The organism is Roseivirga sp. UBA838, from assembly GCF_002296035.1.
In the GTDB taxonomy this organism is placed as follows: Bacteria; Bacteroidota; Bacteroidia; order Cytophagales; family Cyclobacteriaceae; genus Roseivirga; species Roseivirga thermotolerans.
Map to the genome: position 1 here is coordinate 1 of NZ_DBHC01000041.1, position 19,766 is coordinate 19,766.

Annotated in this window: 23 protein-coding genes; 16 read left to right on the top strand and 7 right to left on the bottom strand. The window is 44.7% G+C overall.

Annotated features, from left to right (window positions below):
* Window positions 1-176 precede the first annotated feature (176 nt).
* The 4 genes from B3O12_RS14645 (at window position 177) to B3O12_RS14660 (ending at window position 2,948) form a co-directional block, all read left to right on the top strand.
* Window positions 177-887, top strand: coding sequence for a pirin family protein (locus B3O12_RS14645; protein ID WP_286756836.1), 711 nt, complete (start codon window positions 177-179; stop codon window positions 885-887).
* A gap of 172 nt (window positions 888-1,059) precedes the next feature.
* Window positions 1,060-1,548, top strand: a complete 489-nt coding sequence (locus B3O12_RS14650) for a DinB family protein (RefSeq protein WP_286745876.1) — start codon at window positions 1,060-1,062, stop codon at window positions 1,546-1,548.
* Window position 1,549: 1 nt separating this feature from the next.
* Entirely contained in the window at window positions 1,550-1,966 is a 417-nt protein-coding gene (locus B3O12_RS14655) for a hypothetical protein (RefSeq protein WP_286756837.1), read from the top strand.
* Between the two features lie 247 nt (window positions 1,967-2,213).
* On the top strand, window positions 2,214-2,948 hold the full coding sequence (locus B3O12_RS14660; protein WP_189628382.1) for a hypothetical protein: 735 nt from the start codon (window positions 2,214-2,216) through the stop codon (window positions 2,946-2,948).
* A gap of 9 nt (window positions 2,949-2,957) precedes the next feature.
* Here the strand turns inward: B3O12_RS14660 and B3O12_RS14665 are convergent, their stop codons facing one another.
* Window positions 2,958-4,385, bottom strand: a complete 1,428-nt coding sequence (locus B3O12_RS14665) for a 4Fe-4S binding protein (protein WP_286756838.1) — start codon at window positions 4,383-4,385, stop codon at window positions 2,958-2,960.
* Window positions 4,386-4,395: 10 nt separating this feature from the next.
* Window positions 4,396-5,730, bottom strand: a complete 1,335-nt coding sequence (locus B3O12_RS14670; RefSeq protein WP_286756839.1) for an NAD(P)/FAD-dependent oxidoreductase — start codon at window positions 5,728-5,730, stop codon at window positions 4,396-4,398.
* Window positions 5,731-5,913: 183 nt separating this feature from the next.
* Between B3O12_RS14670 and B3O12_RS14675 the strand changes: the two genes are divergently transcribed.
* Window positions 5,914-6,621 carry a head GIN domain-containing protein gene (locus B3O12_RS14675; RefSeq protein ID WP_286745867.1) on the top strand — a complete coding sequence of 236 codons (708 nt, stop codon included), beginning with the start codon at window positions 5,914-5,916 and terminating at the stop codon, window positions 6,619-6,621.
* A gap of 164 nt (window positions 6,622-6,785) precedes the next feature.
* Here the strand turns inward: B3O12_RS14675 and meaB are convergent, their stop codons facing one another.
* Window positions 6,786-7,766, bottom strand: a complete 981-nt coding sequence (gene meaB, locus B3O12_RS14680) for a methylmalonyl Co-A mutase-associated GTPase MeaB (protein ID WP_286756840.1) — start codon at window positions 7,764-7,766, stop codon at window positions 6,786-6,788.
* A 248-nt stretch (window positions 7,767-8,014) separates the two neighbouring features.
* On the opposite strand from meaB, the gene B3O12_RS14685 reads away from it, so the two are divergent.
* The 7 genes from B3O12_RS14685 (at window position 8,015) to B3O12_RS14715 (ending at window position 12,598) form a co-directional block, all read left to right on the top strand.
* Complete coding sequence (locus tag B3O12_RS14685) at window positions 8,015-8,404, top strand: rhodanese-like domain-containing protein (protein ID WP_286756842.1); 390 nt, start codon at window positions 8,015-8,017, stop codon at window positions 8,402-8,404.
* A gap of 1 nt (window position 8,405) precedes the next feature.
* A complete protein-coding gene (locus B3O12_RS14690; RefSeq protein WP_286756843.1) occupies window positions 8,406-9,017 on the top strand; it encodes a TIGR04282 family arsenosugar biosynthesis glycosyltransferase in 612 nt (203 codons plus the stop codon).
* On the top strand, window positions 9,014-9,838 hold the full coding sequence (locus B3O12_RS14695) for a hypothetical protein (RefSeq protein WP_286756844.1): 825 nt from the start codon (window positions 9,014-9,016) through the stop codon (window positions 9,836-9,838). The genes B3O12_RS14690 and B3O12_RS14695 overlap by 4 nt, the downstream gene beginning before the upstream one ends.
* Entirely contained in the window at window positions 9,835-10,662 is an 828-nt protein-coding gene (locus tag B3O12_RS14700) for an MOSC domain-containing protein (RefSeq protein ID WP_286745859.1), read from the top strand. Before B3O12_RS14695 ends, B3O12_RS14700 begins: the two co-directional genes overlap by 4 nt.
* Window positions 10,663-10,987: 325 nt before the next feature.
* On the top strand, window positions 10,988-11,530 hold the full coding sequence (locus tag B3O12_RS14705; protein WP_286756845.1) for a CopD family protein: 543 nt from the start codon (window positions 10,988-10,990) through the stop codon (window positions 11,528-11,530).
* A 2-nt stretch (window positions 11,531-11,532) separates the two neighbouring features.
* Complete coding sequence (locus B3O12_RS14710) at window positions 11,533-12,168, top strand: SCO family protein (RefSeq protein WP_308440952.1); 636 nt, start codon at window positions 11,533-11,535, stop codon at window positions 12,166-12,168.
* On the top strand, window positions 12,158-12,598 hold the full coding sequence (locus tag B3O12_RS14715; RefSeq protein WP_286756846.1) for a c-type cytochrome: 441 nt from the start codon (window positions 12,158-12,160) through the stop codon (window positions 12,596-12,598). The genes B3O12_RS14710 and B3O12_RS14715 overlap by 11 nt, the downstream gene beginning before the upstream one ends.
* A 19-nt stretch (window positions 12,599-12,617) precedes the next feature.
* On the opposite strand, the gene B3O12_RS14720 is transcribed toward B3O12_RS14715, so the two are convergent.
* The 4 genes from B3O12_RS14720 to B3O12_RS14735 are packed head-to-tail and all read right to left on the bottom strand — an operon-like array spanning window position 12,618 to window position 15,376.
* Complete coding sequence (locus B3O12_RS14720; protein WP_189628395.1) at window positions 12,618-13,046, bottom strand: hypothetical protein; 429 nt, start codon at window positions 13,044-13,046, stop codon at window positions 12,618-12,620.
* A complete protein-coding gene (locus B3O12_RS14725) occupies window positions 13,033-13,500 on the bottom strand; it encodes a hypothetical protein (protein WP_189628396.1) in 468 nt (155 codons plus the stop codon). Before B3O12_RS14725 ends, B3O12_RS14720 begins: the two co-directional genes overlap by 14 nt.
* On the bottom strand, window positions 13,500-14,744 hold the full coding sequence (locus B3O12_RS14730; protein ID WP_286745853.1) for an ABC transporter permease: 1,245 nt from the start codon (window positions 14,742-14,744) through the stop codon (window positions 13,500-13,502). The genes B3O12_RS14725 and B3O12_RS14730 overlap by 1 nt, the downstream gene beginning before the upstream one ends.
* On the bottom strand, window positions 14,741-15,376 hold the full coding sequence (locus tag B3O12_RS14735) for an ABC transporter ATP-binding protein (protein WP_286756847.1): 636 nt from the start codon (window positions 15,374-15,376) through the stop codon (window positions 14,741-14,743). Before B3O12_RS14735 ends, B3O12_RS14730 begins: the two co-directional genes overlap by 4 nt.
* Before the next feature lie 175 nt (window positions 15,377-15,551).
* Here B3O12_RS14735 and lepB point away from each other — a divergent pair, with 175 nt between their 5' ends.
* The 4 genes from lepB to B3O12_RS14755 all read left to right on the top strand — a co-directional run bounded on the left by lepB (window position 15,552) and on the right by B3O12_RS14755 (window position 19,674).
* Window positions 15,552-16,730, top strand: a complete 1,179-nt coding sequence (lepB, locus tag B3O12_RS14740) for a signal peptidase I (RefSeq protein ID WP_189628399.1) — start codon at window positions 15,552-15,554, stop codon at window positions 16,728-16,730.
* On the top strand, window positions 16,730-17,164 hold the full coding sequence (locus B3O12_RS14745; RefSeq protein WP_286756848.1) for a hypothetical protein: 435 nt from the start codon (window positions 16,730-16,732) through the stop codon (window positions 17,162-17,164). Before lepB ends, B3O12_RS14745 begins: the two co-directional genes overlap by 1 nt.
* Before the next feature lie 10 nt (window positions 17,165-17,174).
* Complete coding sequence (locus B3O12_RS14750; RefSeq protein ID WP_286756849.1) at window positions 17,175-18,548, top strand: M28 family peptidase; 1,374 nt, start codon at window positions 17,175-17,177, stop codon at window positions 18,546-18,548.
* A gap of 121 nt (window positions 18,549-18,669) precedes the next feature.
* On the top strand, window positions 18,670-19,674 hold the full coding sequence (locus tag B3O12_RS14755) for a DUF4407 domain-containing protein (protein WP_286756851.1): 1,005 nt from the start codon (window positions 18,670-18,672) through the stop codon (window positions 19,672-19,674).
* Window positions 19,675-19,766: the final 92 nt, after the last annotated feature.

Sequence of the window (19,766 nt, forward strand, 5' to 3'; positions counted from 1 at the left end):
TCGTACATCGAACTCAGGTTAAAACACATGAGGAATGATGGTTTCAATATACAGTGCTATTCTCGTTGGCTACTGTAACTTCGCACTAAACACCTGAAAGATGAAAGATTGAACTGAAAATCAAATCAATCAGTTATTTTCATGTACATACATATAAATTCAAGAAAGGACATATAATGAAAACCGTAGTACATAAATCTGAAAGCCGTGGCTTTGCTGATCATGGTTGGTTAAAGAGTCATCACTCCTTTAGCTTTGCTGGTTACTATAACCCTGAAAGGGTACATTTTGGAGCATTGCGCGTGCTCAATGATGACCAGGTAGCCGCGGGTATGGGCTTTGGCACACATCCACACGACAATATGGAAATAGTGTCCATTCCTCTATTTGGAGATTTGGAACATAAAGACAGCACCGGGCGCCATAAAGTAATCCGCCAGGGCGATGTACAGATTATGTCGGCCGGAAGTGGAATAAGTCATTCGGAGTATAACCATAGTCGGGAGGAAGAAGTACACTTTCTACAGATTTGGGTATTTCCTAAGGAAAAGAATATTGAACCGTGCTACGAACAAAAGACCTTCCATGCCGAAAATCGAATGAACCGGTTCCAAACGGTGGTATCTCCTGACGAGGGCGATGCTCTCCGGATAAATCAAGACGCCTATTTTAGCCTGGCCAATCTGGATGCCGGCACCACTCTGCACTATCCAATAAAGACGGCCGGCAACGGAGTATACTTATTTGTGCTGAACGGAGACCTTCAGGTAGCAGGTGAGTCGCTAAGCACGCGAGATGCTGTAGGCATTACGGAAACGGAAAGTGTTGAAGTAAAGGCCAAATCGTATGCCGAAGTGTTGGCGATAGAGGTACCAATGCAGTTTTAACCGGCTGCAGGAAGGCTCACCAGACCCGGAAGTACCAAAACCAAATAAAACTTTGTCTAATCCGACCAACTTTTACCAGTTGGTCGGTTTTGCTATACATTGGCCTATTAAAAAATTTCTGTCTGGCCAAGAGCTCCATAGGACAGAGGCATTCCAAACATTATATTGCGGTATGAGAACTGACTTTAACCTGCGCGAAATTACCCTTCAGGCCTTCGAGGAGTTTATACTTGTAGACGACAAAGACACAGCCGTAAAACCTGCACCTGACAAATGGTCGGCCAAGGAGATTTTAGGCCATCTGATCGACTCTGCTTCCAATAATCATGGACGTTTTGTACGTGCACAATTTGAAGAAAACCTTAGCATTGAAGGCTATAAGCAAAACGAATGGGTAGACGCTCAGGATTATCAAAATCAGGAATGGCAAGACCTGCTCATTATGTGGAGACAGTTTAACCTTCTTCTTTCCAACCTCATGTTTAATACCTCTCCCTCGAAGAGGGAGAAAAAACTCTCTATTCCGAACGCATTTCAACCTTCAGGCCCCGACCTAAAAGAAGCTCCAGGAACCCTCGGTTATTTAATGGAAGACTATGTGGTTCACCTTAAGAAACATTTGGGGCAGATTAGAAATTTATTGAGCCAAACTAATGATTAAGATGAACCTACTATTTCGGCTAGGTTCATTCCTTGTTTTAATGCTATTGACCCTGCCATTAGTTGGTCAGTCAGAATCAAACCAACCCTTTTCTCCTGTTATTAAATCGCCCGACCCAAATCTTGTTTTCGCTCAGTTTAAAGGAGGCAAAAAGGGCCTGGATGAATATCTGAAAAAGTCTGTCAGGCTGCCAGACTCCCTATCTACAGTGAACAAAGAAGGAGTAATTGTTTTACACTACACTGTGGGTACCAATAATAAAGTAGTTCTGGTGAATGTAGTCACACAGCACACCACTTTGCCGGAAGTATTCCACCCATACATTACAAAAGTTCTATTGGCATCAGGCCCCTGGAAATGTGCCACCAGAAAAGGTAAGCCAATCAAAAGCCTGCACGAAGTAAGTTTTTCGTTTTGACTTCTATTGGTCCTATTAATCTTCATTTATTTTAAATGCATAAAGACACTAATGAAGATCACATGGAAGTAAAATATAACTTCCATCACATGTTGGGGTCTTCACAGGGCTTTATAAGAGCCTCTTGTGTTTTCACAAATGGTGCAAAGGGTAGAATCATGCGCCATACGGACTTTATCGAGTGAACCTAAAATACAAAAACCCAGAGTGGCATTTTGTTTGATAGGCAATGAGCAAAGTCAAAACCATGAATAGACAACTACTTACCCTTCTCCTTTTATCTGCATTGGCCTATTCTTGTGCCTCACCTATACCCATTAGTAAGCTTTCGGCCAACGATAACGAAGGCAAATGGATAGCCGGTAGAAAGTTCATTACCAAAGAATTGAATGGCCATTACATAACGCTCAGTTACTATCGAAACGATGGTGATATGTTGATTTTCGATGTACTATATGACAATCGCTCTTCAGACACGCTCATATTCGATCCGAGTAATGCCCTTATTTCTGCCTATGCTCCTGATATGTTCCATTTGAGCACACAAAAGGCAGTAGATCCGGAGCTGAAAATTTTAGAATATGATCGTTCAGCCGCTCGTGAAGAAGCCAGACTCGTCAACGATAGAATCTCTGAGCTTTTTATTAATGCCACCGACCTTGCTACTACCATTGTAGAGTCTACCGATCCGAGAATTTCTCAAGAAGAAGCAGATGCCCGTTTTATACAGCGCAATCAAATGAGCGATAGCCGGCAATTGGCACTAGACCGCAGAGAAGCCTTTCTGCAGGAAATAAAAAACACCCGGGTATATTGGGAAGAAACACCGGTTAGAAAAACTACCGTTCTCACCAACGAATACATAAGCGGCCTGCTCTTTTTTGAGCGAAACCGAGATGCTCAGTTCTATACGGTAAGTTTTACCATCCCTAAACATGGCACCATCGACTTCGAATTTGAGCAGGCATTGATAAAACCCTAGCCGAAACGGTTACTGATTAAGGCTTACACTATCGTTGCCCACAATAATGGCCGGAGCATCCATGCGCTTTTCATCCGGCCCATTCTCTAATTTCAGCACTCCCCTTGGACAAACAGCTGAACAAATTCCACAGCCAACGCATGAGGCCCTCACTATATTTTGCCCTCTTTGAGCATACCAGCGCACATCAATTCCTTGCTCGCAATAAGTAGAACAGTTGCCACAAGAAATACACTGGCCACCATTGGTGGTAATTCTAAAGCGCGATTTGAACCGTTGAATAATGCCCATATATCCGGCCATAGGACAGCCGAAACGGCACCATACCCTTGAGCCCAGCATAGGGTAAAACCCTACGCCTATGACCCCTGAAAATGTAGCGCCTATTAAAAAGCCATAGGGCTTTTGAAAATTGTTGTAAATATTCAGCCCAAAAACCTCTCCTGTATTCCAGAAGTAACCATAGAGCGTTGCGGCCGTCATCACAAAAACAAAAATCATCACTCCATGAATAAGCCAGCGTTCCAGTTTCCAGGCACTAAGTTTTTTTGATGATAAATGTCGAAAAGGATCTCCTGCCGTTTCGGCCAAGCCCCCACAACCACAAACCCACGAACAGTACCAGCGCTTGCCAAAGAAGTAGGTAAGCACCGGAGTAAACACTAGAAACATGGCTATACCAATAACCAAATAAAGCATACCCACCGGCTGATAGGCCTTTTGCTGCATGGCATCCAGGTGCCAATCGTAAAAGAAGTCATAGTCAAGCGGCCAGGTGTTTTTAATGTCGGTATCATAATAGCCCAGGTATTCTCCCTGAGGGTTGGTGGCATCGTTATAATTCAAGCCGGCCAATATTTCGGGTATGAGATAAGCGAGAAAAAGTTGTGCGGCAATTACTACCAGAGTGCGCTTTATCTGATAAGCATTGTGCCTGTATTTAAACAAAAACTTAATGCCCAAAGCCAAAATGGAAACGGTATACAGGGTGCCATATAAAAACCACTGACTGGCGGGTTTTCCTTTAAAAAACCGGCTCAGCGGATCGAACAAGGCCACAAAACCTTCGTTGGCTCCACCAGGCTTATAACCAAGGTATTCAGGATACCAGTAGATAATGACGTAGAAAGCCGTAAGCACTACTCCGGCCACCCAACCCAAAACACCTCTGCTGGTAAGGCTTTTAAACATGACCCCATTATTTTTAACCCCTTCCGGCTGTTTCATGTAAAGCCTCCAGGAGTAAAGGGTTGTACCGAAAATAATACCTCCAAGAGCAAAGGCCAGACTTAAGGTTTTTGGAAGAGGTACATTGCCCCAGGCCAAAAACAGAGTAAGTAAGCCCAGGCCCGCCAGAGCAAGTCCTGCTTTTTGAATAGCATCGGTCTTATGAGGATGCGGATTGGCTATAGATAAACTAGGGTCTGCTGCAGACATAGGAACGTTTTTATGAAACCAATTGTAAAATACGTTGCCAACTCTTTTTTCTGAGCTTCAACTGGGTGCCATTTTCGGCATTGAATCGGGCAATAATTTCTTCTTCATGCTGGCGGTAAAACTCAGGGTCGAAATTGGCATCTCTCAAGTGTTCCAGCACATAATGCACCGTCTTTTCTTCTCTAAACCATTTATCAAAAGCCTGATGCCTGAGCCTAAAACCAAAATTGTTTACTCCCACCAACTGCCCGTTGCTCGATTTCCATCGCAACCTCAGGCAAGTTTTTCCTTTAGAATGTTCCCAGTAAAACTCAGACTCATCTGCTTTTTTCTCTGGCCAAACCCAACCATAGGTTTGATATTCTATATCGAAGAACTTAGCCGAATTAAACCAGTGACCCGGCTTATAGGCTGTTGGTTTACCCGCCAATGTTCTGCCAAGAGCCTCCCCCATCATTCTACCGGTATACCAAACCTGTTCAATAGACTTTCGCTCGCCAATAGGCTTCCGAAACTCTGCACAATCGCCCGCTGCAAAAACATTGTTCACGTTGGTTCTCAGGTATTCATCTACCAACACTCCACGATTAAGCTCAATACCGGAAGACTTCAGAAGCTCTACATTGGGAGAAACTCCTGCGGTAAGTCCCACAAACTGACAGTCTATAAGTTGCCCTTCTTTGGTTCGTACAGCCTTCACTCGGCCTGTGTCGTCAGCCAAAATTTCATCGAGCTCTGTATTTAGGCGTAAGTCTACTCCATGCTCGTGTATGTGTCGGTTGATCATGGCCGATTCTTCTGCCGGCAACACATTGTTCCAAAAGCTTTTTTCACGTACCAAAAAAGTTACCGGAATGTTTCTGGACAAAAGCATTTCGGCCATTTCTATACCAATCAGGCCTCCTCCTACCACTACAGCGCGCCTAATACCCTTGGTGTTAGATTCCATAAGTTCAAGGTCCTGATAACTATAAAGCCCCTGAACTCCTTTAAGGTCTTGCCCGGGCCAGCCAAACTTATTGGGCTTAGAACCTGTAGCAATTACCAGTTTATCGTAGGCCATGGTAGACCCGTCTTGGAACTCTAACCGGTTACTTTCCACATCAACGGCCTTTACGTAAGCCCTCTTCAATTCTATCTTGTTCTTCTCCCAAAACCAGTCTTCATAGGGTTTCGTATGTTCGTACTTCATGTGCCCCATGAAAATGTACATAAGGGCTGTTCTGGAAAAAAAATGATCGGTTTCGGCAGAAATCACGGTAATCTTGTCACTGCTCAGTTTTCTGAGGTGCCTGGCAGTAGTAATACCGGCAATGCCATTGCCGATTATAACAATGTGCTGCATATAATGGCTATTACGCTCAAATTGTAAAAACAAGTTCTGCTACACTGTCGTGTTCACGACTTGCATGCAATGTTAGAACAAGTTAAGCCTTTTCCTAAGAAGGGCCGAAACAAGAATATTTTAGCGAGCATGCAACCTTTAATTCATTGGGCTATCTTTAGAGCACATTTTAAGTTTAATACAATGAATAATTTTGTGAGCAAACGACTTCTAACTCTTTCTATCGCGGCCGTTTTTATCATAGCCGGTCAGGCCCTGTTGGGACAAACGCGCCAGAAACGAGAAGTAAAAAACTTCAATGCCCTTTCGGTAAGCAGCGCATTTGAGGTAGAAATTAGTGTGGGAAACCAGGAGTCGCTGGAAATTGAAGCCGAAGACCGTTTCATTGATGATATAGTAACTGAAGTAAGAGGCGGAACGCTGATTATTAAAATACAGGACTCTCGCGAAACCCGAAGAATGCGACAATCTCCAAAAGCCTATTTGACAGTAAAGTCGCTTGAGCGAATCAATGTGAGTGGAGCGGTGACTTTGAAAACCAGAGATGTATTGAAAGGCAAAAAACTGGATCTGGAACTATCGGGTGCTTCGGTTCTTAATATAGAAATGCAGGTAGAAGCATTGTATCTGGAAGCATCGGGTGCGTGCGTAATTAATCTGGAAGGCGAAGCCCGTGAGCAAGTGATAAAAACCAGTGGTGCCACCGTATACCGGGCCTACGATCTGGAATCGGTAAATGCCGACATACGGGTTAGCGGAGCAGGATCGGCCCATGTATATGCTACGGGAAGACTGGAAGTTCATGCCAGTGGTGCTTCTAGCGTACGATACCGTGGAGGAGCCTCTGTAAGTGCTGACTCTTCTGGTGCTTCAAGCATAAGAAAAGGATAGAACAGCCTCTAAACCACGATTTAAAATACAACCAAGGGGTGTCTCAAGAGACTCAAATCAGCTATTACGAACTATTTTGCTACTAAAGAAGGCTCGGAATAGCAATAAGCAAGCTCTTGAGACACCCTCTTTTTTTGTCTTATCAGTTCAATGAATATACGGTACTAGATGATGCTAATCACCTCTCGGGCGGCATTCAGTGCTGGAGTTTTCCCCGACTGAACCTCTTTAAGCTTTTCCTCGTAGCGTTGTTTCACTTCGGGCTTCTTAAAAAATGATGTCCGCAATAAATCAGTCAGATTTTCTTTAAACCAACTCACCTGTTGATCGGCCCTGTTTTTGTCGAAGTAACCATTGCTCTTTACCTTACGCTTAAACTTGTCGAGCATCTCATATACTTCTTCCAAGCCGCTTTTTTCCAGGGCTGAGCAGGTCTTTACCTGGGGTATCCAACCACTAAGATTAGCCGGAAAGAGGTGCAGGGCATTTTGATATTCTACTTTGGCCCGTTTTGCCGGTTTCAGATTATCTCCATCGGCCTTGTTAATTACCACAGCATCGGCCATTTCCATTATGCCTTTTTTAATACCCTGAAGCTCATCTCCAGCTCCTGCAAGCATTAGCAACAAAAAGAAATCGACCATGCCATGAACCAACGTTTCGGACTGGCCTACGCCCACTGTTTCCACAATTATAAAATCGAAACCGGCCGCCTCGCACAATAGCATTACCTCTCTGGTTTTGCCACTCACTCCTCCCAAGGTACTTCCAGAAGCAGAAGGTCTAATGAAGGCATTGGGGTTACGGGCAAGCTCTTCCATGCGGGTCTTATCGCCCAGAATACTGCCTTTGGAACGCTGACTGCTTGGGTCTATAGTGAGCACAGCAAGCTTGAGTCTCTTCTCTGTTAAAAGCGTCCCAAAAGCCTCTATAAAAGTGCTTTTACCGACTCCTGGCACACCCGTTATGCCCAACCTGAACGATCTCCCTGTAGCAGGCAAAAGGGTTTGCAAAAGCACCTCAGCTTGTTCCATATCCTCGGGTCGCTGACTTTCCACCAGTGTAATGGCACGGCTTAGTACCAGACGGTCACCCTTTCTGATACCATCTATCAATTCTTCTGTACTGAGTTTTTTTCTTCGCATGCTTGTAAACAAAGAAAATGAATTCGTGCTAAAGCACCCATAAGATACCCTTCATGTTCATGAAATTCTTCTCTGTTAGGCTCCAACTATGCTAACCATAAATGAGTAAGCCATTAGGTGCTGCCAATGGCTTTGGTTAATTTGCCATAGTGAAATCCGCAAAGCCAATTCGTATCGTAATTTTTGTAGCCACGGTCAGTCTATTGGTCGGGTTTCTTTTTTATGAAAGTGGCATATACACGTGGAGAATGACAAAAAAAGTGCAGCGCATCAAAGCCAAAGAGGCTACTCAAATAATTGCCCACCAGACCCCCACCATTCTCGATGCGCGTACGGAAGAAGAGTTTGCTTTGAGTCATATTGAGGGAGCCTTGCGTTTTGAAGGATCGCTCCTGGACTCTCTGCCCAAAAACCATCCTGTTTTGGTGTACTGTACCATTGGAGTAAGAAGCAACCGAGTGGCCCGGCAGCTCCGCAATGCAGGGTTTAGTCTGGTTTACGACATGAAAGACGGAATTTTAGGGTGGGCCAATAGCGAATTGCCCGTAGTTAACTCGGCAGGACTACCTTCGGATAGTATTCATACCTACAACAAAAGTTTTTCTCTGCTGTTGAGAAAAGGAAAAGCGGTGTACTGAAATGAAAGAAAGGCTGATCATCTTTGTGAAAAACCCGGCTCTTGGAAGAGCAAAAACGCGCCTGGCGGCCACCGTGGGAGACCTCTGTGCTCTGGAGGTTTACAAGCGTTTGCTGGAGAGAACCCGCGATATCTCTGTTCAGGTAAAGGTAGAAAGAGTGGTTTATTACGATCAGTTTATAGACCGGTCGGACGTATGGTCCAATGCAGATTTTCTTAAGGCCATACAGACAACAGGGAATCTGGGAGTGAAGATGAAAGCCGCTTTTGAAGAAGCTTTTGATGCCGGAGCCGCAAGAGTATGCATAATTGGTAGCGATTGCTACGACCTGAACCCGGAGCTAATTGCACGGGCTTTTGAAGAACTGAAGCAGCATGACGTTGTCATTGGCCCTTCGTATGACGGTGGATATTACCTGCTGGGAATGAATCAGCCGATATTCGAAATATTCGAAAATAAAGAATGGAGCACTTCCTCGGTTTGCGCGGCTACCGAAGCCGACTTGAACCACTTGGGTTACAGCGTAGCCAAATTGCAAACCTTGAGCGATGTAGACACCGAAGCCGATCTGGGCGAGTGGGCTGCTGACATACTTAAAGTACATAGAGCATGAAAACGCGACTGCTATTCTTAGCCCTCATATGCCTCGGTTGTGGTAAACACAAAACTAAGGAGGCTCCTTATGCCAACAGCCCGGTATTTAATCATGAATGGGCCATGCAGAGCCTTTGGGAAGATGGCCAGGCCGAAGTAGCTCAATACCATGCACAAAGAAGGGTTTACGGAAAAACAAGAAACTTTGAATACACCTACATTACCGTAAAAGAAGAGTTTAACAAGGCATACAATGTAAAGACAGATGACTACTCCAGAACCGACCTGTTCAGCGTAATGAAGGTGAACAAGTTTGCCCGCTTTGAAACAGACAACTACCCCTATCACTACCTAACCAGCTTGTTCTACAAAAGAGCCAAACCGGAGCAGCTGCACAAAATGACTCATACCGGCCAGGAATGGTGCGGCAATACCTTCAAGCAATTTACTCTTTCACCCACAGGCTATCAGTACGACTACAATAGCTATTTCGATGGTTTTGGAGATGGTCAATCTTTTTTGGAAGGAGCTGATTTAATCTGGGAGGATCAGTTGAGTTACTTGCTTAGGGCTCTTCGGTTCCAGGATGGCCTTACATTTGAAAAGCAGGTTGTAGAATCGCAGGTGAATACCAAAACCTTTGAACCCAAAGTTTATCGGGCACAGTTTCAGGTAATTGATGGAGATTCACTTTGGCAAGTCAATGTTCAGCTAGACAAGGAAAAAAAGAACAACTACAGTTTTTCGAAAGAATATCCCAACATAATGCTGAGTAAAATAGGTTGGGATGGGTTCAACCTGACCTTAAAAAGTGTAAGCCGATATAAATACTGGCAATGAAAAGTATCTACGTAAAAAACATCTACATATACCCCATTAAATCTTTGGGAGGAATTGAACTAACCACAAGCCCTGTTGAAAGAAGGGGACTAAAATACGACAGGCGATGGATGTTGGTTGATGAAAATGGACGGTTTGTAAGCCAAAGGGAACATCAGCAACTGGCCCTTCTGCAACCGCGAATAGAAAACCACAGCATGGTAATTGAAGACCGAAGCGGAAAACTGCAGCCACTAAGCATTGACCTTGAAGCACCAATTGCAGACCCCATAGAAGTAACCGTATGGGACGACTCGTGTCAGGCCCTTCCCTCACCCGAGCCCATAAATCAATGGTTTTCTAGCGTATTGGGTTTTGCCACAAGGTTGGTGTATATGCCTGAAAGCAGCCTGCGAATAGCCGATCAGCGTTATGCCCCTGCGACTGACGATCATGTGAGCTTTGCCGATGGATATCCCATACTCATCATTGGCCAGGCATCGCTTAATCTTCTGAACCAAAAGCTGGGTTATGAACTTCCCATGAACAGGTTCAGACCCAACCTTGTTCTGGAAGGGCTTGCTCCACATGAAGAAGATACTCTGGCCGAAATCATGATTAACCGTCTGACCTACAGAGGGGTTAAGCCTTGCGCTCGCTGCGTTATGACCACTATCGATCAAAATACGGGTGAGAAAGGTGCAGAACCTCTCAGAACATTGGCCGGATATCGCAAATCAGGAAATAAAATTCTTTTTGGCGAGAATTTTATACCTGAACATTCAGGAGAAGTTTCTGTGGGGCTCCGGGTAGAAACAATCCATCGAAAAGACCCTGCTATCTAACCGGCAATGCAAATACCGGTTAGTACCCTTCTGGTTATACTTAATTCTACTGACCTTTTATGTATTGGAGCGTACCCCAAATGAAATCTTTGGGTCATTGATCTACCATATTTGCTAAGGCATAAAACTCAGGCTCAACAATACCGTTTTTATCATATTCATTCTCCCGGTTGCTTGGATATCGCTGGGTATTGAATGGCTTTTGAATAAAAAATACCTTAGGAAAAGAAAGTAATTACTCCAGAGTCAAACCTACTTAGTCAATAGGCCTATCAAAAGCACATTTACGGTCGGCCAATTGTGTTTTAGTGACTAAATTGCGCCCATGGCCAATTTATACATAAAGGCACTTCACATTATATTCATAGTTACCTGGTTTGCAGGCCTTTTTTATATTGTTCGCCTTTTTGTATACCAGACAGAAGCACTGAATAAACCGGAGCCGGAAAAAAGCATTTTAGGTACTCAGCTTGCCCTAATGGCCAAAAGACTCTGGATCATCATTACCTGGCCTTCTGCGCTCATAACACTGGCTCTGGGCATTAGCATGATCATTCAGTATCCGGATATGCTGCAACTGCCCTTTATGCAAATAAAGCTTTGCTTTGTATTGCTTCTCTACGGATACCACCTGTACTGTCACCGTTTGTATAAGGAGCTACAAAACGGTGTGGCCAGGCTCAACTCCATCCAACTACGAATTCTCAATGAAGTAGCCACTTTAGTACTTATCTCTGTGGTGTTCTTAATTGTGTTAAAAAACCAATTAGACTGGATCAAAGGAACAGCTGGCTTCGTATTGGTAACTGTGGCCCTCATGTTGGGCATTAAAGGGTATAAAAAACTTCGAGAACGAAAGAAGAAATGAAGATGTGGAAACGAGTTTGCTTGTGGCTTGTGGCTTGGGTTGCCATAGCCTGTTCATCGCCAAAAAACAGCCGATTGCCCATACTGGGGATACCTGAATACAAGGAGGTAAACGGAAAAATAGATACTCTATACCATACCGTGCCCAACTTTCAATTTGTAGATCAGGATAGTGCCCTTGTTACAGAAGCAACGGTGGCCGATAAAATATATGTGGCAGACTTTTTCTTTGGTACCTGCCCCACCATTTGCCCTGTAATGAAGCAGCAAATGCTGAGAGTATATGAGCAGTTCAAAGACACTCCCAATTTTGCTATTCTTTCGCACACCATAGACCCCGAGCACGACACCGTAGCCTACCTAAAGGACTACTCCATGCGATTAGGTGTTCCGGACAATAAAACCTGGCATTTTCTCACGGGAGATAAGGATAAAATTTATCAGATAGGAAGTGGAGAAGGATACATGGTTCCTCTGGGGGAAAACGAAGATGCTCCGGGTGGCTTTATTCATAGTGGAGCATTCTTACTGGTAGATAAGGAAAGAAGAATAAGAGGTAAGTATGACGGCACCAACCCCAAAGAAGTAACTGCACTGATCAATGATATTCCGAAACTGCTTGCCGAGTATGAGCAGTAAACTAATTGTACCCATACTGTTCGCTCTGGCTACTGCCACGGCCTGTGGTGGTGGCTCCTCTGAAGGAGAGCAAGTATTGAATCGCCTCAACGATACTGAAATCAAATATTTCACTAATGGAAAGAGGCTATACAGCACCCATTGCGCCAACTGTCATATGGAAAACGGTGAGGGACTAGGACAGCTGATTCCACCTCTAAAAGGGGCCGACTACCTTCTCAACGATGTGGGTAGGGCAGCGCGAATAATAGTAAATGGTGCAAAAGAGCCTCTGATTGTCAATGGTATTGAGTACAGGCAACCAATGCCGGGCAATACCAGCCTGAATGCTTCTGAAGTAACCGAAATACTTACCTACATAACCAATGCCTGGGGAAACAGTTATGGAGGGGTTTCATTGGACGCGGTAAAGAAATCGCTGAACCGTTGATGCTACTGCCTAAGTACTCCTAAAGTGCTTTTTTGGCTTCTGCAATTGCTCCGTTAATGGCTTCTTTCACTTCCGTTACCCGTTCCATTTCTTTCTTCAGATATTCCACCTGTTCAGAAGCTCCGGCTTTCATCTCCATATATTTCTGAGAGTTTTTACTCCACTCGCGCATCCAACTCATCATGCCGTTATTGGCTTGTTCCAGTTGTTGAGCAAGCGCTCTGAGTTGAGCCGCTCGATCGGCCTCCTTTTCAGCAATCTCTGAAGCCTTTTGCAGGGCTTTTCTCCGCAGCTCCATCACCTCTCCAATCTTAGGCATTACCTCATCGTGTACTTTAAAAATGGCATCACGCTGAGCCTTCGGATTGTAAGCATTGCCACAACCTACAACCAAAAGAAAGAAGAACAATATGAATGAAACGTACTTGAGGGGTTTAATAACTATCATCGGCCAAACCTAAAAATTCACTATCCACCAACTGATACATCAATTTGTCGGGATTGGTTGCGTTCAGCACCAGTTTTCCTCTAAACTTTAGCCGCTTGGAGTTATACTTGTACTTCTCTCCTTTCTTCAGGTGAATTTCCATCACCGTCTCCGGTCCGCCTGAGCCACAGAAGAAACACTCACTTATAGGTAGCGAAGAAATAATTAGATAATCATTGACAAAAGTAATGTCTGAAGGAATTACATAGCCTTCTACCTCTACCAGCTGATCTTTAATAGCCTGTATGTCTTCTCCAAAAACAGGCACATACACATCGCCATATTCGTCTTTTTGAATTTCATACTTCACATCGGCCAGGGTTTTCCAGAGCTTTGGGCCTTTAGCCTTTACCTCCTGACCGAACAAGCCGGTCCCCCATATACTCAATACAATCAGTACAACTATCTTCTTCATTATTCTTTGGCTAATACGTCTGAAATATCTGTTTTGTAGGCATTGACAGCCGGAATTACCGAAGCCAACAAACCTATACCTATACTAATTACTACAACCCACCATTCTTGTTTCACAAAAACCAAACCGGTAAGCCCCATGGCTTCTGATTTTTCGTAAAGGCCTGCCAAAAACTCTGTTAGTCCGTGACCCAGCACAAATCCCAGAGCTCCCCCCAACACGGTAATAATTACCCCTTCGAGTATTACATGTACAAATAGTTTGGTTTTTGAAGCTCCCAACGAACGCATAATGGCCAAGTCGTACTTTCGGTCTTTCAGTGCATTGTACAGCGAAATGAATATGCTCAAACCGGCTATAATGATAATGATATAGGCAAAACTTCTGAGCAACTCTACACCAATTCCCAGCAGAGAGAACAAACGCTGCGTTTCAAAAGCCGGTGAGGCTGCCTGCATGTTAGTATTGGAATTAATCATTCGTGGAAGGGTGACAGCCCCCATGGGCGACCTGAACTTAAGCAACATGGAGGTGATTTCTGCATCCTCATCGCCCTCGGGCAAACCACTCTCATAGGCCGAACCCAACTCCGGTTCATCCGCATGTTCACTATGCTCATGCTCCTCTTCATGCTCATGAACTGCCCAAACACTTTCAATATTGGTAAGGATCAGATTATCTAAAACAGAGTTATTTCTGGCCAACACCCCAACAATTTTATAAGGACGCTCTTCATGTTCCATATCGGCAACGGAGAGCCCATGTGCTCCAAAAAATGTATCTCCCGGCTTCAGGTTCAATCGTTCGGCAACATTGGCACCAATAACACTTTCCATGTTTCGTTTCCACAATTGGCCGGAAGTAAGGGAGCCTTCATAGAGTTGTACATACTCGTGGTTGGTTCCCACAATTCTAAAGCCCCGGTAATTATCGCCCAAAGCCAACGGAATAGCTCCTGCTATGAGTCTGTTTCTGGTGAGCGCACGGGCTTCTTCCAGTTTTATATTGCCTGTAGGAAAGTCTATGTGGTATACGTTGGCCAAAATAAGCTGTAAAGGGCTGCCCTTGGCACCAACTACAAGGTCTACTCCGCGCTTGTTTTTATTGAGGTTTTCTTCTAGCTGAGAGCTCAGCAGAATAAGTACCAAAATAATGGCAATACCCAAAGCCATAAGCAGCATATTCAGCAGCGTATTGAGAGGCTTAGACCTAATGTAATTCCAGCTAAGTATAATCAGGTTCATAGGGTAGCCAGGTTTAGTTGAAGTTCAAACTGATCTTTTACACGTTGATCGTGGGTGGCAATGAGCAACGAGGCATTGTTCTGTTCTGCCTGACTTTTCAAAAGGTCTATGACTTTGTGCGCATTGGTATCGTCCAGACTGGCTGTAGGCTCATCGGCCAAAATTACACGGGGTCTGTTAAGTAATGCGCGAGCAATAGTTACCCGTTGTTGCTCACCCTGGCTCAGTGCCTTAACTTTCTTGTGTAGCTTATCTGCAAGCCCCAGATTAGTAAGCACTTCTTTTACACGCCCCCTGTCTTGCGCCATTCCGGCTAAATACTGAGCCAACAATAAATTATCTTGTACACTTAGTGCACTAATGAGATGCGCCTTTTGAAAGATGAGCCCAATATTCTGCCCCCGGTATTTATCGCGTTGCGCACCACTCAAACGGTACAAGTCGGTTTGGCCAATCCTTACCGTTCCCTCTTGCGGTGCCAGAAGGCCTCCCAAAATATGAAGAAGGGTTGTTTTTCCGCTGCCCGAAGCCCCAAGAATAAGAAGGTGCTTACCTTCCTCCACCTGCAACTGCGGAATAGAAAGCACCTTGTGCGAGGCATAACCAAAAGCGAGGTCATTTATAAAGATCATAGTGCCTGTTTGGCCTCAAAATAAGCGAAGGAGAGCCAAAAACTGAAACCGCCCAACAGATAAGTCTCAACCTATACATACATTCGCCCGTTAGGCATTTCATCTACCGGGTAGAAATACCCATAATTCGCAGATTTATAATACCTTTAAAGCCGACTATTTATAAGACTCTATTATGCTCGATTTCTTAAAGAGAAAGAAAAAAGAAGAGAAGCCGGAAAAAAAGAAAAAAGGCTTTTTTAGAGAACTATTCAACGATATACTTTTTGCGCTCATAGCGGTTACCATCATACGCGGACTGTTTGTGGAAGCCTTTGCCATACCCACAGGTTCCATGGAAAACTCTATGCTCATTGGTGACCATCTCTTTGTAAGCAAGTTTCACTACGGAGCCAGAACGCCCAAAACGCCCATCCAGTTTCCACTGGCCCACCAAACTTTCTGGGGCATAAAACTTTTCGGAAAAGAAATTCCATCGTATTCAGACATTATCCAACTGCCCCAGTACCGCCTGCCCGGCCTTAGAAAGCCAAGAAGAGGAGAACCCGTAGTATTTAACTACCCTCCTGATTATGAAAAAGGCTTTCCTGTAGACATGAAGACCTTCTATGTAAAACGCTGCATGGCCGTTCCCGGAGACACCTTTGAGGTGCGTAATAAGCAAATTTACATTAACGGAAAGCCGGTAGATAACCCACCCAACATGATGACCAGCTACCTGGCTGCTACCGAGCGTGGTGTACACGCCCGGTACATGCGAGAGTTGGGTATTACCGATTACCAGGACACTAATCCTTTTGATACCTATGCTACCAGTGCAGTGCCCAACAGTGCCTACAATGGTAAAGTTGGCTTTGAGGTGAACACCACTCCCGAGAAAGCTGCCGCATTGGAAAAATTGCCTTTTATTGACAGCGTGGAAGAAATAGTTTACGAGCTCGGAGAAGACCGCGGTATTTACCCCGGTGACCCGCTATTTAACTGGAGTCGCGATTTCTTTGGCCCTCTGGTAATGCCTGAAAAAGGCATGACCATTGAACTCACCAAAGAAAATGTGGCTCTGTATGGCGAGGTAATAAGGGAGTATGAACACAACGACAATGTGAACATTAAGGACTACGAAGTATTCATTGACGGGAAAAAAATAGATAGCTATACCTTCAAGCAAGGATACTACTTTATGATTGGTGACAACCGACACAATTCGCTCGATTCACGGTCGTGGGGTTTTGTGCCATACGACCACATTGTGGGCAAACCGCTTTTTATCTTCTGGTCGGTAGACCGAACAAACCCCGATGCAGGCTTTTTTGAGCGTTTGCGTTTCAACCGAATGTTTGATCTCATTAAATAATGCGAAAGCACAGCCTACTACTTATCGGTCTGGTTCTTGGACTTACCACTTTTGGACAAGACTTCAATGGATGGAAAACGCTTTCTAAAGTCACTATAGAAAAGCGATTCGATGAAACACTCAATTTTGAAATCGACTACCCTACTTTTAGCGATGAGGTTAAAAAACTGGATGGTAAAGTAATCGAACTGGAAGGCTGGATGATCCCCCTCGAAGAGCTCCAGGGAGAGTCCTATTTTGTGCTTTCTTCTTTGCCATTTGCCAATTGCTTTTTTTGCGGAGGTGCAGGTCCCGAAACGGTGGCCGAAGTATTTGCCAAAGAGAAAATCAAATTCACCGAAAAGAGAATAAAGGTAAGGGGCAAGCTTAAAATCAATGCCGATGACCCCTTAAAACTCATGTATATTTTACAGGAGGCAGAGATTGTAGACTGACCGAAATGCCATGAAAAGAATAATGCTCCTTTCCCTTTTACTGCTTTTAGCCACAGCCGTACATGGCCAGGAAAAAGACGCAGCCTTTATTCGAAAAATATACGATGAAGCCCTTGCAAAGGGAGAGAGCTATGAAATGCTCCGATACCTTACCAAAAACATTGGCGGCCGGTTGAGCGGCTCTCCGCAAGCGGCCGCAGCCGTAGAGTGGAGCAGGCAACAGATGATGGCCTACGGGTTCGACACCGTGTACCTGCAGCCCGTAATGGTGCCTCATTGGGAAAGAGGGGAGGTTGAAAAAGGAAGAATTGTTAACTCCAAAAAATATGGGTCAATGCCCATTGAAGTAACAGCCCTTGGCAATTCGGTAGGTACAGGCCCAAAAGGAACACTGGGAAGGCTTATAGAGGTCAAAGACTTTCAACAACTGGCAGAACTGGGAGAGAAAACCATCAAAGGAAAAATCGTCTTCTTTAATCGCCCTATGGATCCGCGGCTATTGGATACTTTTTCGGCCTATAGCGGAGCTTCAAACCAACGAGGTAGTGGCCCGACAGAAGCCGCCAAGTATGGTGCCATAGGGGTTATTGTGCGCTCACTAAGCTCTTATAAAGATGGTGTTGTGCATACCGGAAGTACGAACTACGGCCTAAACGTGCCTAAAATTCCGGCCGTGGCCATAAGCACTGCCGATGCCGATTTTCTGAGTGATTTGCTCCATGATGACCCCGAACTGCAGTTCTATTTCGAGACTCATAGCCAGATGCATGAAGATGTACTCTCATACAATGTGGTGGGAGAAATAAAGGGAACGCAGTTTCCCGATGAAATCATTGTGGTGGGTGGTCATCTGGACTCATGGGACTTATCGGAGGGTGCTCACGATGACGGTGCCGGATGTGTACAATCCATAGAAGTACTCAGACTGTTCAAAGCCCTTAACTACCGACCCAAGAGAACCATACGGGCCGTAATGTTCATGAATGAGGAGAATGGATTGCGAGGAGGAAGGAAGTATGCCGAATTGGCAGCAGAGAACAACGAAAAGCACATTGCGGCACTCGAATCAGATCGTGGCGGCTTTTTACCGGTTGGTTTTGGTATTACCGGCACCGAGTCCCAACAGAATAAATTGCTGGGCTGGGCATCTCTTTTTGAACCATATGGGCTTTTTCAGTTTAAACGTGGCGGTGGTGGTGCAGACATAAGCCCGCTTAGAACCCAAGATGTACCAACTATTGGCTATTTGCCCGATAGTCAACGGTACTTCAAATACCACCACACTCCTATCGATAACTTTGAAGCCGTTAATCAAAGAGAACTGGAACTTGGAGCCGCATCCATGGCTGCACTTATTTACCTGATTGATCAGTATGGTTTATAAGTAACCCCACAGCACTTATGTGATGTGCCTGTATTAGCTACCTTGCATAAAAAGGTACTAATTATTACAACATATTAAAACGCGTTCCGTTATTGACTACACCAAGTCAAAAACTCAACGTATGAATTCCCTCAAGCATTTCTTTTGGTTCTGCTCCGGAGCCAACCAGTCGCTTTTAAAGCGCTGCCCTACCGAAGCCTCAAAATTTACCGGCATTGGAGCCACCGTATTTTTTACCGGCCTGCTTGCTGCACTTTCCGGAGGTTATGCCTTTCATACCATTTTCTCTCACAGCGGATGGGCCATTGCATTCGGGCTTCTTTGGGGTTGTGTTATCTTCAACCTCGATAGGTTTATTGTCTCTACCATGAAGAAAAACCGTAAGGGTCGGTGGCATGAGTTATTCATGGCTAGTCCAAGAATTTTGTTGGCGGTTATGCTGGCCATCGTAATTTCCAAGCCACTGGAACTCAAGATTTTTTCTAAAGAGATCGACCGAAAACTGGTGCTGTTGGAAGAAACCATTTACCAGAAAGAAATAGCCACCATAGACCAACGCTACCAGCAACAAGCATCACTTCTGCAGGAGCAGATCAATACTTTGAAAGTAGAAATAGAAGCCAAACGGGCTAAACGCAACGAACTTGCAACCCTGGCCAGACAAGAAGCCGATGGTACGGGAGGCTCTATGCAAAGAAATGCAGGGCCAATTTATCAGTTAAAAAAGGCCGATGCCGACAGGGCACAGACCGAACTGGAGTTGAGCATTGCTACCAACTCTCCCAAAATAGAAGCATTGCAAGGTGAGCTCACCGCGCTGAGGCAAAAGCAAAACATGGAGTTGGCCGGTATTCAACGAAACCCCTGGAATGGTATGGCAGCCCAATTGGAGGCACTCCGGCAGATTAGTCTGGAAAACAAAGCCATCTATTGGGCCAACATATTTATTATAGCTCTGTTTATAATGCTGGAATGCTCGCCCGTAATTGTGAAAATACTGGCTCCCAGGGGGCCATACGATGAGCTTTTAGAGATTAGAGAACACTTCTTTAAAAACCACAATCTCGAAAAGATTGCACAAATGGATTTTGATACGCGAGAGCGGCTAAGTCCGCTGGTTAGCTAATACCCTCAAACTTTGCAACCGAGGTCGGCCAACAAGTTACAGGTGTAATTCTATACGTTGTATTCGTCTAATAAGTACTTGAGTAAACACAA

Excerpts from the sequence above, each read along its gene's own strand:
- B3O12_RS14645 (WP_286756836.1), top strand. The coding sequence starts at position 177 with ATGAAAACCGTAGTACATAAATCTGAAAGCCGTGGCTTTGCTGATCAT.
- B3O12_RS14650 (WP_286745876.1), top strand. The coding sequence starts at position 1,060 with ATGAGAACTGACTTTAACCTGCGCGAAATTACCCTTCAGGCCTTCGAG.
- B3O12_RS14655 (WP_286756837.1), top strand. The coding sequence starts at position 1,550 with ATGAACCTACTATTTCGGCTAGGTTCATTCCTTGTTTTAATGCTATTG.
- B3O12_RS14660 (WP_189628382.1), top strand. The coding sequence starts at position 2,214 with ATGAATAGACAACTACTTACCCTTCTCCTTTTATCTGCATTGGCCTAT.
- B3O12_RS14665 (WP_286756838.1), bottom strand. The coding sequence starts at position 4,385 with ATGTCTGCAGCAGACCCTAGTTTATCTATAGCCAATCCGCATCCTCAT.
- B3O12_RS14670 (WP_286756839.1), bottom strand. The coding sequence starts at position 5,730 with ATGCAGCACATTGTTATAATCGGCAATGGCATTGCCGGTATTACTACT.
- B3O12_RS14675 (WP_286745867.1), top strand. The coding sequence starts at position 5,914 with ATGAATAATTTTGTGAGCAAACGACTTCTAACTCTTTCTATCGCGGCC.
- meaB (WP_286756840.1), bottom strand. The coding sequence starts at position 7,766 with ATGCGAAGAAAAAAACTCAGTACAGAAGAATTGATAGATGGTATCAGA.
- B3O12_RS14685 (WP_286756842.1), top strand. The coding sequence starts at position 8,015 with ATGACAAAAAAAGTGCAGCGCATCAAAGCCAAAGAGGCTACTCAAATA.
- B3O12_RS14690 (WP_286756843.1), top strand. The coding sequence starts at position 8,406 with ATGAAAGAAAGGCTGATCATCTTTGTGAAAAACCCGGCTCTTGGAAGA.
- B3O12_RS14695 (WP_286756844.1), top strand. The coding sequence starts at position 9,014 with ATGAAAACGCGACTGCTATTCTTAGCCCTCATATGCCTCGGTTGTGGT.
- B3O12_RS14700 (WP_286745859.1), top strand. The coding sequence starts at position 9,835 with ATGAAAAGTATCTACGTAAAAAACATCTACATATACCCCATTAAATCT.
- B3O12_RS14705 (WP_286756845.1), top strand. The coding sequence starts at position 10,988 with ATGGCCAATTTATACATAAAGGCACTTCACATTATATTCATAGTTACC.
- B3O12_RS14710 (WP_308440952.1), top strand. The coding sequence starts at position 11,533 with ATGTGGAAACGAGTTTGCTTGTGGCTTGTGGCTTGGGTTGCCATAGCC.
- B3O12_RS14715 (WP_286756846.1), top strand. The coding sequence starts at position 12,158 with ATGAGCAGTAAACTAATTGTACCCATACTGTTCGCTCTGGCTACTGCC.
- B3O12_RS14720 (WP_189628395.1), bottom strand. The coding sequence starts at position 13,046 with ATGATAGTTATTAAACCCCTCAAGTACGTTTCATTCATATTGTTCTTC.
- B3O12_RS14725 (WP_189628396.1), bottom strand. The coding sequence starts at position 13,500 with ATGAAGAAGATAGTTGTACTGATTGTATTGAGTATATGGGGGACCGGC.
- B3O12_RS14730 (WP_286745853.1), bottom strand. The coding sequence starts at position 14,744 with ATGAACCTGATTATACTTAGCTGGAATTACATTAGGTCTAAGCCTCTC.
- B3O12_RS14735 (WP_286756847.1), bottom strand. The coding sequence starts at position 15,376 with ATGATCTTTATAAATGACCTCGCTTTTGGTTATGCCTCGCACAAGGTG.
- lepB (WP_189628399.1), top strand. The coding sequence starts at position 15,552 with ATGCTCGATTTCTTAAAGAGAAAGAAAAAAGAAGAGAAGCCGGAAAAA.
- B3O12_RS14745 (WP_286756848.1), top strand. The coding sequence starts at position 16,730 with ATGCGAAAGCACAGCCTACTACTTATCGGTCTGGTTCTTGGACTTACC.
- B3O12_RS14750 (WP_286756849.1), top strand. The coding sequence starts at position 17,175 with ATGAAAAGAATAATGCTCCTTTCCCTTTTACTGCTTTTAGCCACAGCC.
- B3O12_RS14755 (WP_286756851.1), top strand. The coding sequence starts at position 18,670 with ATGAATTCCCTCAAGCATTTCTTTTGGTTCTGCTCCGGAGCCAACCAG.